Annotated in this window: 12 protein-coding genes; 11 read left to right on the top strand and 1 reads right to left on the bottom strand. The window is 71.5% G+C overall.

Annotated elements, in window-relative coordinates:
• Positions 1 to 35: 35 nt before the first annotated feature.
• From ACZ7L0_RS13055 to ACZ7L0_RS13020, 8 genes are all read left to right on the top strand, one after another.
• Complete coding sequence (locus ACZ7L0_RS13055) at positions 36 to 1,379, top strand: ABC transporter substrate-binding protein (protein WP_471242514.1); 1,344 nt, start codon at positions 36 to 38, stop codon at positions 1,377 to 1,379.
• A 2-nt stretch (positions 1,380 to 1,381) separates the two neighbouring features.
• A complete protein-coding gene (locus ACZ7L0_RS13050; RefSeq protein ID WP_471242513.1) occupies positions 1,382 to 2,323 on the top strand; it encodes a carbohydrate ABC transporter permease in 942 nt (313 codons plus the stop codon).
• Positions 2,324 to 2,325: 2 nt separating this feature from the next.
• Entirely contained in the window at positions 2,326 to 3,219 is an 894-nt protein-coding gene (locus ACZ7L0_RS13045; protein ID WP_471242512.1) for a carbohydrate ABC transporter permease, read from the top strand.
• 90 nt (positions 3,220 to 3,309) lie between these two features.
• Complete coding sequence (locus ACZ7L0_RS13040) at positions 3,310 to 4,575, top strand: 6-phospho-beta-glucosidase (RefSeq protein WP_471242511.1); 1,266 nt, start codon at positions 3,310 to 3,312, stop codon at positions 4,573 to 4,575.
• The gene (locus tag ACZ7L0_RS13035; RefSeq protein ID WP_471242510.1) at positions 4,566 to 5,543 is read left to right on the top strand and encodes an N-acetylglucosamine kinase; all 978 of its coding nucleotides are present in this window, start codon (positions 4,566 to 4,568) and stop codon (positions 5,541 to 5,543) included. Before ACZ7L0_RS13040 ends, ACZ7L0_RS13035 begins: the two co-directional genes overlap by 10 nt.
• A gap of 129 nt (positions 5,544 to 5,672) precedes the next feature.
• On the top strand, positions 5,673 to 7,085 hold the full coding sequence (locus tag ACZ7L0_RS13030) for a hypothetical protein (RefSeq protein WP_471242509.1): 1,413 nt from the start codon (positions 5,673 to 5,675) through the stop codon (positions 7,083 to 7,085).
• Positions 7,086 to 7,099: 14 nt separating this feature from the next.
• The gene (locus ACZ7L0_RS13025) at positions 7,100 to 8,128 is read left to right on the top strand and encodes a glutamate ABC transporter substrate-binding protein (RefSeq protein ID WP_471242508.1); all 1,029 of its coding nucleotides are present in this window, start codon (positions 7,100 to 7,102) and stop codon (positions 8,126 to 8,128) included.
• Positions 8,129 to 8,201: 73 nt separating this feature from the next.
• A complete protein-coding gene (locus ACZ7L0_RS13020; RefSeq protein ID WP_471242507.1) occupies positions 8,202 to 9,509 on the top strand; it encodes a hypothetical protein in 1,308 nt (435 codons plus the stop codon).
• Between the two features lie 43 nt (positions 9,510 to 9,552).
• Here the strand turns inward: ACZ7L0_RS13020 and ACZ7L0_RS13015 are convergent, their stop codons facing one another.
• Positions 9,553 to 9,870: a hypothetical protein gene (locus tag ACZ7L0_RS13015; protein WP_471242506.1), complete on the bottom strand. Its 318-nt coding sequence runs from the start codon at positions 9,868 to 9,870 to the stop codon at positions 9,553 to 9,555.
• Positions 9,871 to 9,880: 10 nt separating this feature from the next.
• On the opposite strand from ACZ7L0_RS13015, the gene ACZ7L0_RS13010 reads away from it, so the two are divergent.
• The 3 genes from ACZ7L0_RS13010 to ACZ7L0_RS13000 all read left to right on the top strand — a co-directional run bounded on the left by ACZ7L0_RS13010 (position 9,881) and on the right by ACZ7L0_RS13000 (position 14,831).
• Positions 9,881 to 12,007, top strand: a complete 2,127-nt coding sequence (locus tag ACZ7L0_RS13010; protein WP_471242505.1) for a serine/threonine-protein kinase — start codon at positions 9,881 to 9,883, stop codon at positions 12,005 to 12,007.
• A 3-nt stretch (positions 12,008 to 12,010) separates the two neighbouring features.
• A complete protein-coding gene (locus ACZ7L0_RS13005) occupies positions 12,011 to 13,372 on the top strand; it encodes a PP2C family serine/threonine-protein phosphatase (RefSeq protein WP_471242504.1) in 1,362 nt (453 codons plus the stop codon).
• Positions 13,373 to 13,484: 112 nt separating this feature from the next.
• A complete protein-coding gene (locus ACZ7L0_RS13000; RefSeq protein ID WP_471242503.1) occupies positions 13,485 to 14,831 on the top strand; it encodes a vWA domain-containing protein in 1,347 nt (448 codons plus the stop codon).
• Positions 14,832 to 14,839 lie beyond the last annotated feature (8 nt).

Here is a 14,839-nt window from a genome sequence, read left to right as displayed (position 1 = left end):
CTTCCCTCATCGCCCCGCCCCAGGGAGACCCCGTCATGCCCGAAGCCATACCCGAAGTGGTCCGAAAGACGGCTTTTGCCCTTACCGCCTCGCTGGCGCTGCTCACCACCGCCTGTACCGGCCAGTCCCCGTCCGCCGCCTCCGACGACGCCTCGAAGGACACCACCATCAACTTCTGGCACGCCTGGAGCGCGCCGAACGAGGTGAAGGCGGTCGAGTCCCTGGTCGCCGGGTTCGAGAAGGCGCACCCCAACATCCATGTGAACGTCGTCGGCAACATGACCGACGACAAGATCAACCAGGCGCTGCGGACGGGTGGCGAGAAGGCCCCGGACGTCATCTCCTCCTTCACCACCAACAACGTGGGCAAGTTCTGCTCCTCGGGCGCCCTGGTCGACCTGAACCCCTTCTTCAAGAAGTCGGACATCGACCCGCAGACGACGTTCCCGAAGGCGATGAACGAGTACACCCAGTTCGACGGGAACCGCTGCGCGGTGCCGCTGCTGGGCGACGCGTACGGGCTGTACTACAACAAGACGGCGTTCAAGAAGGCGGGCATCAAGAGTCCGCCGAAGACCTGGTCCGCATTCGAGGCCGACGCGAAGAAGCTGACCATCACTCAGGGCGACAGCTACAAGCAGCTCGGATTCATGCCGGACTACCACGGCTGGGAATCCACGACCGAGCACTACTTCGGGCAGTTCTCACCGACGTACTTCGACTCCAGCGGCAAGTCGAACATCGCCAAGGACCCCGCTTTCCGGGCCGGTTTCACCCTCCAGAAAAAGCTCGTCGACGAACTCGGCGGATTCCAGAAGCTGGAGAAGTTCCGCTCCACGCTCGGCGACGAATGGGGCGCCAAGCACCCCTTCCACACCGGCCAGGTCGCCATGCAGCTCGACGGCGAATGGCGGCTCGGCATGGCACTCGCCGCCAAGCCCAAGTTCGAGATCGGCGTGGCCCCGCTGCCCGTCCCCGACGACCAGGCCGACCAGTACGGCAAGGGCTACATCACCGGCACCATCGCCGGTATCGCCGCCACCAGCCACAAGCAGAACGCGGCCTGGGAGCTGGTGAAGTACATGACCACGAACACGGACGCGGTGGTGGACTTCTCCAACGCCATCCACAACGTGCCCTCCACGCTCGCCGCGCTGAAGTCGCCGAAGCTGAAGTACGACCCGCGGTTCAAGACGTTCCTGGACATCGCGGCGAACCCGAACTCGACCACGAGCCCCGCCTCGATCAACGGCGGCGTGTACCTGGTGACGATCCAGCAGTTCGGGTACGACTACGAGAGCGGCAAGGTCAAGGACCTGGAGGCGGGGCTGAAGAAGACCGCCGCGCAGATCGACACGGACATCGCGCAGGCCAAGTAGCGATGAGCACCATCACCCTCGCGTCGAAGCGCCGCCGGGCGGCGCTTCGGACGGCCGCCTTCATGTCGCCCTGGCTGATCGGTTTCGCGGTGTTCTTCGCGTATCCGCTCCTCTCGACGGTGTACTTCTCGTTCATGCACTACGACGGCTTCCGGCCGCCGACCTGGAGCGGAACGAAGAACTGGACGTACGTCTTCGAGCACTACCCGCTCTTCTGGCCCGCGCTGCGCAACACCCTGTGGCTGGTGCTGGTGATGGTGACGCTCCGGGTCGTCTTCGGGCTCGGTGTCGGCATGCTGATCACCAAGATCAAGACGGGTACGGGCGTCTTCCGCACCCTCTTCTACCTGCCCTACCTCGCCCCGCCGGTCGCGGCGACCATGGCTTTCGCCTTCCTCCTCAACCCCGGTACCGGCCCGGTCAACTCGCTCCTGGAGAAGATCGGCGTCCCGGCCCCGGGCTGGTTCAACGACCCGGCCTGGTCCAAGCCGGCCCTGACCCTGCTGGCCCTGTGGGGTGTCGGCGACCTGATGGTCATCTTCATGGCCGCGCTGCTCGACGTACCGACGGAGCAGTACGAGGCGGCGGAGCTGGACGGGGCGTCGGCCTGGCAGCGGTTCCGGTACGTGACGCTGCCGAACATCTCCCCGATCGTGATGTTCGCCGTCGTCACCGGCGTGATCCAGACCATGCAGTACTACACGCAGCCACTCATCGCCGGGAAGGTCGCCTCGGGCGTGATCCAGGGCGCGGGCACCCAGTTCGAGCCCGGGTATCCGGAGAAGTCCACGCTCACCCTCCCCCAGCTGGTCTACAACCTCGGCTTCCAGCGCTTCGACTACGGCTCCGCGTGCGTCGTCGCCCTGGTCCTCTTCGCCCTGTCGATGGTGTTCACCGCGTTCCTGATGCGGCGCCGGGGCGGTCTCATCCAGGCAGGTGAATGACGATGACCCAAGTGCTGGAAAAGCCGGTCGAGCTGACGGCCCCCGCCTCACCCGCCGAGCGCACCGCCCGTCGCCGGGCGGTCCTGGAGTGGGTCGCGATCCACTCCCTCGGCCTCGCGGTCGCCCTCTTCTTCACGCTGCCCTTCGTCTTCGTCTTCCTCACCTCGCTCATGAGCGACACCCAGGCGCTCAGCCGCGATTTGATCCCGCACACCTGGGAGTGGGGCAACTACCGCAAGGTGTTCGACACTCCGGGCTTCCTGACCTGGTGGAAGAACACCCTGATCTACGCCGGCCTGGGCACCGTCCTGACCGTGGTGTCCTCGATCCCCGTGGCGTACGCGCTGGCCAAGTTCCGCTTCCGGGGCCGCAATCTGTCCCTCATGCTGGTCATCTCGATGATGATGCTGCCACCGCAGGTGGTCATCATCCCGATGTACCTGTTCTGGGCGAAGCAACTGGACCTGTCGGGCACGCTGTGGCCGCTGATCATCCCGATGGCGTTCGGGGACGCGTTCTCCATCTTCCTGCTGCGGCAGTTCCTGATGACGATCCCGAACGAGTACCTGGACGCGGCCAAGGTGGACGGCTGCGGCGACCTGCGGACCCTGCTGAAGGTCGTCCTGCCGATGGCGAGGCCCGGCATCGCGGCCGTCGCGCTCTTCCAGTTCTTCTACGCCTGGAACGACTACTTCGGCCCCCAGATCTACGCCTCCGAAAATCCGGGCGCCTGGACCCTCTCGTACGGCCTGGAGTCCTTCAAGGGCGCGCACCACACCGACTGGAACCTCACCATGGCCGCCACCGTCCTGGTCATGGCCCCCGTGATCCTCGTGTTCTTCTTCGCCCAGAAGGCGTTCGTCGAGGGCGTCACGCTCACCGGAGTGAAGGGTTGATCCACGCATGCTGCATCTCCCCGGGGGACAACCCCCGGACCCCCGGCCGATGATCGTCCTCTCCCGCACCCGGAAGCGAGGCACCCTCCAGTGAAACTCACCGTGGTCGGCGGAGGCTCGACCTACACACCCGAACTCGTCGATGGCTTCGCACGCCTCAGGGACACCCTGCCCGTCGAGGAACTGGTGCTGGTCGACCCGGCGGCGGACCGGCTGGAGCTGGTCGGCGGCCTCGCCCGCCGCATCTTCGCCAGGCAGGGCCACGGCGGCCGGGTCGTCACCACCGCCGACCTGGACGCGGCCGTCGAGGGCGCGGACGCGGTGCTGCTCCAGCTGCGCGTCGGCGGACAGGCGGCCCGCGAGCAGGACGAGACCTGGCCGCTGGAGTGCGGCTGCATCGGCCAGGAGACGACCGGCGCGGGCGGCCTGGCCAAGGCGCTGCGCACGGTCCCGGTGGTCCTGGACATCGCCGAGCGGGTCCGCCGTGCCAACCCGCGCGCGTGGATCATCGACTTCACCAACCCGGTCGGCATCGTCACCCGCGCCCTGCTCCAGGAGGGGCACCGGGCGGTCGGACTGTGCAACGTGGCGATCGGCTTCCAGCGGAAGTTCGCCAACCTGCTCGGGGTGACGCCCGCGGACGTCCACCTCGACCATGTCGGCCTCAACCACCTCACCTGGGAGACGGGTGTCCGCCTCGGCGGCCCCGAGGGCGAGAACGTCCTGCCCAAGCTGCTGGCCGAACACGGCGAGACGATCGCCGACGACCTGCGGCTGCCCCGCCCGCTCCTGGACCGTCTGGGCGTGGTCCCGTCGTACTACCTGCGCTACTACTACGCGCACGACGCGGTGGTGCGGGAGCTGCGCACCAAGCCCTCCCGCGCGGCGGAAGTGGCCGCCATGGAAGGGGAGTTGCTGACGATGTACGCCGACCCGGCGCTGGACGAGAAGCCGGAGCTGCTGGCCAGGCGCGGCGGCGCCTACTACTCGGAGGCGGCGGTGGACCTGGCGGCGGCCCTGCTGGGCGGCGCGGGCAGCCCGTACCAGGTGGTGAACACCGTCAACCGGGGCACCCTGCCCTTCCTGCCCGACGACGCGGTGATCGAGGTGCAGGCGGCGGTCGGGCCGACGGGCGCCGTCCCGCTGCCCGTGCCGGAAGTCGACCCGCTGTACGCGGGGCTGGTGGCGAACGTGACGGCGTACGAGGAACTGGCGCTGGAGGCGGCGCTGCGCGGGGGCCGGGAGCGGGTGTTCCGGGCCCTGCTGGCCCACCCCCTGATCGGCCAGTACGAGTACGCCGAGACCCTCACCGACCAGTTGATCGCGCACAACCGGGAGCACCTCGCGTGGGCCTGACCGCAAGTGTCCTCGCCATCGACGCGGGCAACAGCAAGACCGACGTCGCGATCCTGGCGGCGGACGGCAGCGTCCTGGCCACCGCTCGCGGCGGCGGGTTCCGCCCGCCGACGGTGGGCGTGCCGGCGGCGGTGGACGAGCTGGCGCGGACGGTCGCCCGGGCCTGTGCCGCGGCCGGGGTGGACTCCGTCGCGCATGTCTCGGCGTGCCTGGCCAACGCCGATCTGCCGGTGGAGGAGGAACAGTTGGCGGCGGCGCTGCACGCGCGTGCGTGGGGCACGACGGTGGAGGTCCGCAACGACACCTTCGCCATCCTGCGCGCGGGCGTGGCCGAGCCCCGGGGCGTCGCGGTGGTCTGCGGCGCGGGCATCAACTGCGTCGGCATGCGCCCCGACGGGCGCTCCGCCCGCTTCCCGGCGCTGGGCCGCATCTCCGGTGACTGGGGCGGCGGCTGGGGCCTGGCGGAGGAGGCGCTGTGGTTCGCGGCGCGGGCGGAGGACGGCCGGGGGGAGCCGACCGAGCTGGCGCGCACGCTCCCGGCCCACTTCGGGCTGGACTCCATGTACGCCCTCATCGAGGCCCTGCACCTGGAACGGGTCGAGCCCGTCCGGCGCCACGAGCTGACGCCGGTGCTGTTCGCCACGGCGGCCGGCGGCGACGCCGTGGCCCGCGCGGTCGTGGACCGGCTGGCGGAGGAGGTGGTGACCATGGCGACGGTGGCGTTGTCGCGGCTGGACCTCCTGGACGAGGAGACGCCGGTCCTGCTGGGCGGCGGTGTCCTCACCGCCGGGCACGCCCGGCTCGACGACGGCATCCGGGAGCTGCTGGCCGCGCGGGCGCCGAAGGCGGTGCCCCGGGTGGTGACGGCGAGCCCGGTGCTGGGCGCCGCGCTGCTCGGGCTGGACCGGCTGGGAGCGGGGTCCCGGGCGGGCGAACGGGCGCGGAGCCACTGGGAGGACGGTGCCTGATCCGGGCGGTGGCCAGGGGGAACCGAACAGAATCCCGGCGCGTGTTCAAGGGCACGGGGAGGTGACAAAGCTGCCCCCCGCTGCCCAATGTCACCCCTGGCGGTGATACTGGTCGGCGAGCAGATGACCATGGGGGAGGTCAAAGTGACACACCCGCCGACGAGCAGCGCGGCGCCACCCGTGCCGGCACCGCCGCCGGCCCCGGCACCACCGCCCGCACCCGTGCCCCGCCGCACCGCGTTCGCGGAGGGCGTCGACCGGCTGCGGGCCGCCGCGACCACGGAACCGGGGCGGCTGCGCATCATCGGCGCCGTACTGGCCCTGCTGGTCGTCGCGTTCGGCGCGGTCACCGCCTGGCAGACGACCGAGCGCGCGACCGCCGCCGACGACGTGCTGCACAGCAGCCAGCCGCTCAGCTCCGGCGCGGCAGACATCTACCGCTCCCTCGCGGACGCCAACACGGCCGCGTCCAGCGGGTTCCTGGCCGGCGGCCAGGAGAGCGCCGCCTCCCGCGACCGGTACGAGAAGGACATCCGTACCGCCGCCGCGGGGCTCGTCACGGCCGCCGCCGCCTCCGAGCCGGGCTCCTCCTCGGAGGCGACCGTCACCAAGATCAACAAACTGCTCCCGGTGTACAAGGGCCTGATCGAGCGCGCCCGCACCTACAACCGGCAGGGCTACCCGGTGGGCGGCGCGTACCTGCGCTACGCCAACGACAAGATGCAGAACGAGATGCTCCCGGCCGCCGAGGAGCTCTACGAGAAGGAGAACCAGCGGCTCGGCGCGGACTACGCGGACGCCACGCCCTATCCCTGGGCGGCGATCGCGCTCGGCGTCCTCGCCCTGGCCGCGCTCGCCTGGGCCCAGCAGCGGGAGTACCGGCGCACCAACCGCGTCCTGAACCACGGACTGGTCGCCGCCACGGCCACCGCCACGGTGGTGCTGCTCTGGCTGGTGATCGGCCACAGCGTCGCCCGGGCCGGCCTCAACAGCTCCTACGACCACGGCGTCCGCTCGCTGAACGTGCTGCACGACGCCCGCAGCGCCTCCCTCAAGGCACGCGGCAACGAGAACCTCAGCCTGGTGGCGCGCGGCGCCCAGACCACCAAGGTCGGCGACGAGACGTACGACACCTACTACTACGACTTCGACAAGGACATGAACGCCCTCGGCAAGGGCCTGGCCGAGGCGGCGAAGCTCGCCGACGACCAGGCGGGCGGCAAGCCGGTCCAGGCGGCCGAGGGCAACATGACGGAGTGGAAGAAGCGCCACACGGCGGCCCGTTCCGAGGACGAGAACGGCAACTACCAGCAGGCCCTCGACCTGGTGATAGGCGCCAAGGGCGCGACCGGCGAGTGCTTCGACGCCGTCGACCTCAACCTGCAGCACGCCCTCGCCCACGAACAGGCCGAGTTCCAGCGGTCGGCGGGCAACGGCCGCGACGCCATGACGGGCCTTTCCGCCGGCGCCGCCGTCCTCGCCGTCCTCGGCGCGGCGGGCGCCCTCCTCGGTATCGGCCGCAGGCTTTCGGAGTACCGGTGACAGGGGGCGCGAACATGAACGCACGACGGGTGCGGGCCGCTCTGCGGGGCTGGGGCGGCGTGGGCGCGATGGCGGCGGTGTGCGCGCTGGCGCTCGCCTTCGTGCTGCTGCTGCCGCTGAGCCAGCCGGACGGCGGCCACGGCGCGGGAGTCGGGGGGCAGGGCGTCGCCAGTGTCCGCCAGGTGCGGGCCAAGGCCTGCACGGATCCCGAGAAGCAGACGCTGTCCCCGTCGGGCGCGGACGGTCCGACGATCGACGCGATCAAGGCCCGCAAGGGCGACAAGCGCAAGATCGTCGTGGGCGTGGACCAGAACAGCTACCGCTGGGGCTACCGCAACCCGAACAACAAGGACGCGGAGCTGGAGGGCTTCGACATCGACCTCGTCCACCGGATCGCCCAGGACATCCTCGGCGACCCGAAGGCCGTCCAGTTCAAGGCCATCCCCACCAGCCAGCGCACCGAGGCGGTCAAGAGCGGCCGGGTCGACATGGTGGTCCGCACGATGACCATCACCTGCGAACGCCTGGACGAAGTCGCCTTCTCGGCACCGTACTTCAAGACCGGCCAGCAGGTGCTCGCGCCCAAGTCGTCCCCGATCAAGGGGTACGGCTCCACGCTGGCGCACAAGAGGATCTGCACGGCCGCCGGTTCGACCGCCTACGCCCGGCTGGACGAGGACAAGAGGACCGGCAAGCTGGCCGCCTCCGCCGACATCTCCCGCACCGTCCCCAACCAGCTCGACTGCCTGGTACGACTGCAGCTCGGCGAGGCCGACGCGGTCGTCACCGACGCCGCGCTCGCCGCCAGCCAGGCCGCCCAGGACCCGACGGTCGAACTGAAGGGCGCCGCCTTCACCACCGACTACTACGGCGTGGCGATGAGGAAGGACGCCACCGATCTGGTACGCCGGGTCAATCAGATCCTGGTGGAGTACCGCGCGAGCGGCTGGCAGGCGTCGTACGACACATGGCTGTCGGCGACACTGGGGAAGAACGCGAGCCCGTCGAAGCCACCCGCCCCGGAGTATCTGCGGGGGAGCTGACCGGGGCGTCGAGCAGGCGATCTTCGGGCATGAACTCCAGCAGACTTGAGGCGACGAGAGCGAGAGGTGATCGATGGGCGTCACGGACCCCGCCGGGCCGGTGATGGACCGGGACGAGGTGGACCGTGCGCTGGCGCGGCTCGGCGCGGAGCACGAGGCGATCGAGACCTCGCTCCTCGCCCTGCAGGACCACGCGGGCCGCAGACTCCTCGAAGGCGCCGAGCTCACCGGCATCACGCACGAGCGCTGGGCGGCCACCGAGGCGTCGATCACGCTGCTGTGGGCGTACTTCGACGCGTACTCGGCCGCGCTGCGCACCGCGCGGGAGGTCCGCGCCCGGCGCCGCTGGTCCAGCCGCGAGGACCTGGTGGAGCTGACCGAGCTGCTGCGCGGCGAGTCCGTCACGGTCGCGGGCGGCGCGCTGCCGTCCACCGCGGGCCGGCTCAGCGAGCGGTTCTCACTGGCCTCGCTGGTGGACCGGATGAACGAGCTGTACGCCCGCTCGCTGGACATGGTCGTCACCGCCGACGCCGTCTGGTCCGCGCTGCCCGCCAGGATCGATTTACTGGCCGCCGAACTCCAGCGCACCCGCAGGCTGGCGCACTCGGTGGGCGTGCGCCCGGGCGAGCATCCGGCGGGCGACGACCTGGAGCGCATCACGCGCACCCTGACGAAGCTGCGCGAGCAGGTGGTCACCGACCCGCTCGCCTTCTGGGTACCCACCGAGGGCAGTTCGGCACCGGGCGGCGGCCGGCCGGACACCACGGTGTACGACCGTGAGGCGCGCGCCCTGGAGGACGTACGGCGGGAGATCGACGCGGTACTGACGGTCCGCCAGGACGCCGAACAGCGGCTGGTCCGGCTGCGGGACGTGCTCTCCCGCGCGGACCGCACCCTCGCCGAGGCACGCACCGCGCGCGGCGAGGTGCTGGCGAAGATCGCCGCGACGGAGGTGCCGGTGGTCAGCGGCCCGCCGACCGTGCTGCAGGAGCAGCTGGCGACGGCCGCCGAGTACCGCCGACAGGCGCAGTGGCACCGTCTCTCGCCGCTCCTGGAGTCGCTGGAGCAGAAGGCGGAGGACGAACTGCTGCGGGCCCGCGAGTCGTTGACCGCGGTCACCGCGCCGCTGGCGGTGCGTGCCGAACTGCGCGGCCGGCTCGACGCGTACAAGGCGAAGGTCGCCCGGCACGGGCTCGCCGAGGACCCGTTCCTCATCGAGCGCTACGACGCGGCGCGCCGCATGCTGTGGAGCGCGCCCTGCGATCTGCGCGTCGCCGAACAGGCCGTACTGCGCTACCAGCAGGCGGCGGCCGAACTGCTCGGCGCGCCGCGCGTGCCGCAGCAGGGCGGACCAGAGGACCGTAGGGGGGAACAGGCGTGAGTCAGGCACAGCGGACGTGTCAGCGGCCGGGCTGCGAGGGCAGTTACGAGGACATGGGCGGCGGCGAGCTGTACTGCGACACGTGCGGTCTCGCCCCGGTGGTCAGCGCGAACGGCATGGTGGGCTCGCCGCCAACCGGCGTCACCGGCGGTGGCCGGGGCTCCTCGGGCAGTTCCAGCGCGCGCTCCAGCAGCCGCAGTTCGCGGACGTCGTCGCATTCGTCGAAGTCCCGCCGGTCGGTGTCGGGGCGGCTGTCCCGCTCCCTGTCGGGCAAGTCGACGGGCCGCTCGGTGTCGGTGCGCAGCTCCGGCTCCAGCACCGGGTCGTCGGGGCGCAGCAGGCTGGGCGCGGGGCTGGTCACGGTGCCGCAGGTGCCGCGGCCCGACCCGCGCGCGATGGTGCTGGAGAACCCGGAGGTGCCCGAGCGCAAGCGGTTCTGCTCGCGCTCGGACTGCGGGGCGCCGGTCGGGCGGGCGCGCGGGGAGCGCCCCGGGCGCACGGAGGGCTTCTGCACCAAGTGCGGCAACCCGTACTCCTTCGTGCCGAAGCTGAAGTCCGGGGACGTGGTGCACGGCCAGTACGAGGTCGTGGGCTGTCTGGCGCACGGCGGCCTGGGCTGGATCTACCTCGCGGTGGACCGCGCGGTCTCCGACCGGTGGGTGGTGCTCAAGGGCCTGCTGGACACCGGCGACCAGGACGCGATGGCCGCCGCGATCTCCGAGCGGCGCTTCCTCGCGGAGATCGAGCACGCCAACATCGTGCGGATCTACAACTTCGTGGAGCACCTCGACCAGCGCACCGGCTCCCTCGACGGCTACATCGTCATGGAGTACGTGGGCGGCAAGTCGCTGAAGGAGATCGCCAACGCCCGCCGCACGGCGGACGGCAGGCGTGACCCGCTGCCGGTGGAACAGGCCTGCGCGTACGGCATCGAGGCCCTGGAGGCGCTCGGCCATCTGCACAGCCGCAACCTGCTGTACTGCGACTTCAAGGTCGACAACGCCATCCAGACCGAGGACCAGCTCAAGCTGATCGACATGGGCGCGGTGCGCCGCATGGACGACGAGGAGTCGGCGATCTACGGCACGGTGGGCTACCAGGCCCCGGAGGTCGCCGAGGCCGGTCCGTCGGTGGCGTCCGACCTGTACACGGTGGGCCGTACGCTCGCGGTCCTCACCTTCGACTTCCAGGGGTACACCAACGTCTTCGTGGACTCCCTGCCCGACCCGGACAACATCGAGGTCTTCCGGCAGTACGAGTCCTTCTACCGCCTGCTGGTCCGCGCCACCGACCCCGACCCGGCCCGCCGGTTCGCCTCCGCGCAGGAGATGGCCGAGCAGCTCACGGGCGTGCTGCGGGAGGTCGTGTCCCTGCAGACGGGACGGCCCCGGCCCGCGCTGTCGACGCTGTTCGGGCCCGAGGTGAAGGTCACCGACACGGAGTTGTTCCCGAAGCCGGCCGGGGACGTGTCGCTGCTCGGGGCGAGAGCGCCGCGGGTGAAGGGCGGCGCCGCCGGCTCCCCCGCGGTCAACGGCTCCACGGGCGCCGTCCCCGGCATCGTCAAGACCGTCCACACACCCGCCGCCGCCCTCGCGCTGCCGGTGCCGCACGTCGACCCGACCGACCCCAACGCCGGTTTCCTGGCGGGCCTGATGGCCTCCGCGCCGGGCGAGCTGATCGGCGCGCTGGCTGCGGCGCCGCAGCAGACCGTGGAGACGCGGCTGATGCAGATCCGCGCGCGGCTGGAGCACGGCGACTACGACACCGCGCTGATGTCCCTGGCGAAGCTGGAGGAGGAGCGGCCCGACGACTGGCGGGTGGTCTGGTACCGGGGCGTGGCCGCGCTGGCCACCGGGGACTTCGAGGGCGCCGCGCTCTCCTTCGACGCGATCTACGACGCCTTCCCCGGCGAGAGCGCGCCCAAGCTGGCGCTCGGCCTGTGCGCGGAGGTGCTCGGCCAGCTCGACAACGCCGCCGAGTACTACCGCCTGGTGTGGTCGACCGACCCGAGCCATGTCAGCGCCGCGTTCGGCCTGGCCCGCGTCCAGCTGGCGGCCGGGGACCGGCGGGGGGCGGTCCGCACGCTGGAGTCGGTGCCGGAGTCCTCCATCCACTACACGGCCGCGCGGGTGGCCGCCGTTCGGGCCCGGCTCCGGCAGCGCGCGGCGACCGCGTCCGACGTACCGTTCCTGGAGGACCTGACGGCCGCCGCGGCCCAGGTGGAGGCGCTTCAGGCGTACGGTCTGGACCCGGCACGGCGCGAGCAGTTGTCGGCGGAAGTGCTCGGCAGCGCGCTCGACTGGATACTCTCCCAAGGTCAGGGCGCCCAGCCCGCCACGGGCGGCCGGGTGCTGCTCGGCAGCGGTCTGGACGAGCGGGGACTCCGTTTCGGCCTGGAACGCGCGTACCGCACGCTGGCCCGGCTCGCGCCCGGCGGCGAGGAGAGGATCGACCTGGTGGAACGGGCCAACCGTTACCGCCCCCGGACGTGGGTGTAGTTGATGTCGCAGATGCCCCAGCAGGCCGCACTGTCGCAGTGCCCCAACTGCGCGGAGCCGCTCGAGTCGGACGACCGTTTCTGCGGTGTGTGCGGGTACGACCTGTCGGTGGTGCCCGCGCCGCCGCAGGACCACCCGACGCTCACCATGAACGGCTCGGGCGCGCCCGGCCCGAACGCGGCCTGGCCCGTCGCACAGCCCCCGGACGGCTCCGCCACTCCGCCGGCGGCGCACCTGCCGACGGACCTCCCGGGCACCGACTCGGGCGGCTCCGCGCTGCCGCCGGGCACGCCCGCGCCACCGGCGGTCCCCCCGCCCCCGGCCGCCCCGCCCGCTCCCCCTGCCCCGGCCTCCGGTGTGCGGTTCGACCGGCCGCCGCAGCCCGAGGACTACCCGTTGCAGGCGCCGGACCCCCGGGTGGCGGCCGACGCCGCGGGCCCGGCCGAGGAGGCCAAGGTGTGTGTCGCCTGCCGGGCGGGCCGCGTGGACAGCGACGGCTACTGCGAGAACTGCGGGCATGCCCAGCCCCGCGAACGCGACCACATGGAGCAGGAGTCCGGCCCGGTCGCCGCCGTCAGCGACCGCGGACTGCGCCACCATCGCAACGAGGACGCCTTCACCGTCGGCCACACGGCGCTGCCCGACGGCTCGCCCGCGATGCTGGCGATCGTATGCGACGGCGTCTCCTCGGCGACCCGCCCCGACGACGCCTCGCTGGCCGCGTCCCGGGCGGCGGGCGAGACGCTGCTGGCCGCCCTGCCGCACGGCACGCACCCGCAGCAGGCCATGCACGACGCGATCGTCGCCGCCTCGCAGGCGGTCAACGCCCTCGCCGAGGAGCCCGTCGCGGCCCGCGAGCACGCCGTGCACCAGAACGCCCCCGCCTGCACGATCGTCGGCGCGGTGGTCACCTCCGGCCTGCTGGTCGTCGGCTGGGTCGGCGACAGCCGCGCCTACTGGGTGCCGCTGGACCGCGCCGCACCCTCGGCCCGGCTCACCGAGGACGACTCCTGGGCCGCGCAGATGGTCGCCGCGGGCCTGATGAGCGAGGCGGAGGCGTACGCCGACGAGCGCGCCCACGCCATCACCGGCTGGCTCGGCGCGGACGCCTACGAACTGGAGCCGCACACCGCTTCCTTCAAGCCGGACCGGCCCGGTGTGGTGGTGGTGTGCACGGACGGCCTGTGGAACTACGCGGAGACGGCCGAGGAGATGTCCGAGGTCGTCCCCCTCGACGCCGCCGCGCGCCCGCTGCACAGCGCCCGGGTGCTGGTCGGCCACGCCCTGGACGGCGGGGGCCACGACAACGTAACAGTGGCGGTCCTGCCGTTCCCGGCCCCGTCGCAGGGGGCAGGATCCGCCTGAGGCGGCGGGCCGGGAGGCCGCGCGAGCAGGCAGCCTCAGCGGGCCGGAGGGGACCGGTCCGCATACAGTCTTCGCCCACGGATCGTGGGTTCAGAGGGGGATCAGAGCAGTCATGGCCAATTTCTCGAAGCCGAACGTGCCCCAGTTCTCGGTGGACGTGTACCAGAACGAGTACCTGCCGGAGGGCGGCCGCGAGGTCAACGCGATCGTCACGGTGACCGCGACCGGCGGCGGGACCATCGGCGCCGCGGTGGCGGCACCCCACCTGTACGGCCCCGGCCAGGGCCCGTCCGCCGGCGTGGCGATCATGGTCGACTGTTCGGGGTCGATGGACTACCCGCCGACCAAGATGCGCAACGCCCGCGACGCCACGGCCGCCGCGATCGACACCCTGCGCGACGGCACGCACTTCGCGGTGGTCGGCGGCACGCACGTGGCCAAGGAGGTCTACCCGGGTGGCGGCCGGCTCGCGGTGGCCGACGCCACCACCCGGGAGCAGGCCAAGCAGGCGCTGCGCAGGCTGAGCGCGGGCGGCGGTACGGCCATCGGCACCTGGCTGCGGCTCGCCGACCGCCTGCTGTCCTCGGCGGACGTCGCGATCCGGCACGGCATCCTGCTCACCGACGGCCGCAACGAGCACGAGTCGCCGGAGGACCTCAAGGCCGCCCTCGACGAGTGCGCGGGCCGGTACACCTGTGACGCGCGCGGCGTGGGCACCGACTGGGAAGTGAAAGAAGTCACAGCGATCGCCTCCGCGCTGCTCGGCACCGCCGACATCGTCGCCGACCCGGCCGCTCTCGCCGCCGACTTCACGCGGATGATGGAGACGGCGATGGGCAAGGAGGTCGCGGACGTCGCCCTCAGACTGTGGACGCCGGTCGGCACCACCATCAAGTTCGTCAAGCAAGTCGCGCCCACGGTCGAGGAGTTGACCGACCGCCGCACCGAGGCGGGCCCGCGCGCCGGGGACTACCCCACCGGCTCCTGGGGAGACGAGTCACGTGACTACCACGTGTGCGTCGAGGTCCCGGCCGCGAGCATCGGCCAGGAGATGCTGGCCGCCCGGGTCTCGCTGGTCGTTCCGCAGCCCGACGGATCGGTGCAGAACCTCGGCGCACCGGGCCTCGTACGGGCCGTGTGGACCGACGACATGACCGCCTCCACCTCGATCAACCCGCAGGTCGCGCACTACACCGGGCAGGCCGAACTGGCACAGGTCATCCAGCAGGGGCTCGATCTGCGCAAAGCGGGCGATTCCGATGGAGCAACGGCCAAACTGGGGCGGGCCGTTCAGCTCGCCAGTGCCTCCGGGAACGCGGATACTGCGAAACTGCTTGCGAAGGTGGTGGACGTGGTCGACGCCGCGACAGGTACTGTGCGACTGAAGGCGAAGGTCGCGGAGGCCGACGAGATGACTCTCGAGACACGGTCCACAAAGACTGTTCGTGTAAAGAAGTGACATAGAAC

The organism is Streptomyces sp. NPDC039424 (assembly GCF_055639495.1).
This window is presented reverse-complemented; position numbering and strand designations above follow the sequence as displayed.

Excerpts from the sequence above, each read along its gene's own strand:
- ACZ7L0_RS13055 (WP_471242514.1), top strand. The coding sequence starts at position 36 with ATGCCCGAAGCCATACCCGAAGTGGTCCGAAAGACGGCTTTTGCCCTT.
- ACZ7L0_RS13050 (WP_471242513.1), top strand. The coding sequence starts at position 1,382 with ATGAGCACCATCACCCTCGCGTCGAAGCGCCGCCGGGCGGCGCTTCGG.
- ACZ7L0_RS13045 (WP_471242512.1), top strand. The coding sequence starts at position 2,326 with ATGACCCAAGTGCTGGAAAAGCCGGTCGAGCTGACGGCCCCCGCCTCA.
- ACZ7L0_RS13030 (WP_471242509.1), top strand. The coding sequence starts at position 5,673 with ATGGGGGAGGTCAAAGTGACACACCCGCCGACGAGCAGCGCGGCGCCA.
- ACZ7L0_RS13025 (WP_471242508.1), top strand. The coding sequence starts at position 7,100 with ATGAACGCACGACGGGTGCGGGCCGCTCTGCGGGGCTGGGGCGGCGTG.
- ACZ7L0_RS13020 (WP_471242507.1), top strand. The coding sequence starts at position 8,202 with ATGGGCGTCACGGACCCCGCCGGGCCGGTGATGGACCGGGACGAGGTG.
- ACZ7L0_RS13005 (WP_471242504.1), top strand. The coding sequence starts at position 12,011 with ATGTCGCAGATGCCCCAGCAGGCCGCACTGTCGCAGTGCCCCAACTGC.
- ACZ7L0_RS13000 (WP_471242503.1), top strand. The coding sequence starts at position 13,485 with ATGGCCAATTTCTCGAAGCCGAACGTGCCCCAGTTCTCGGTGGACGTG.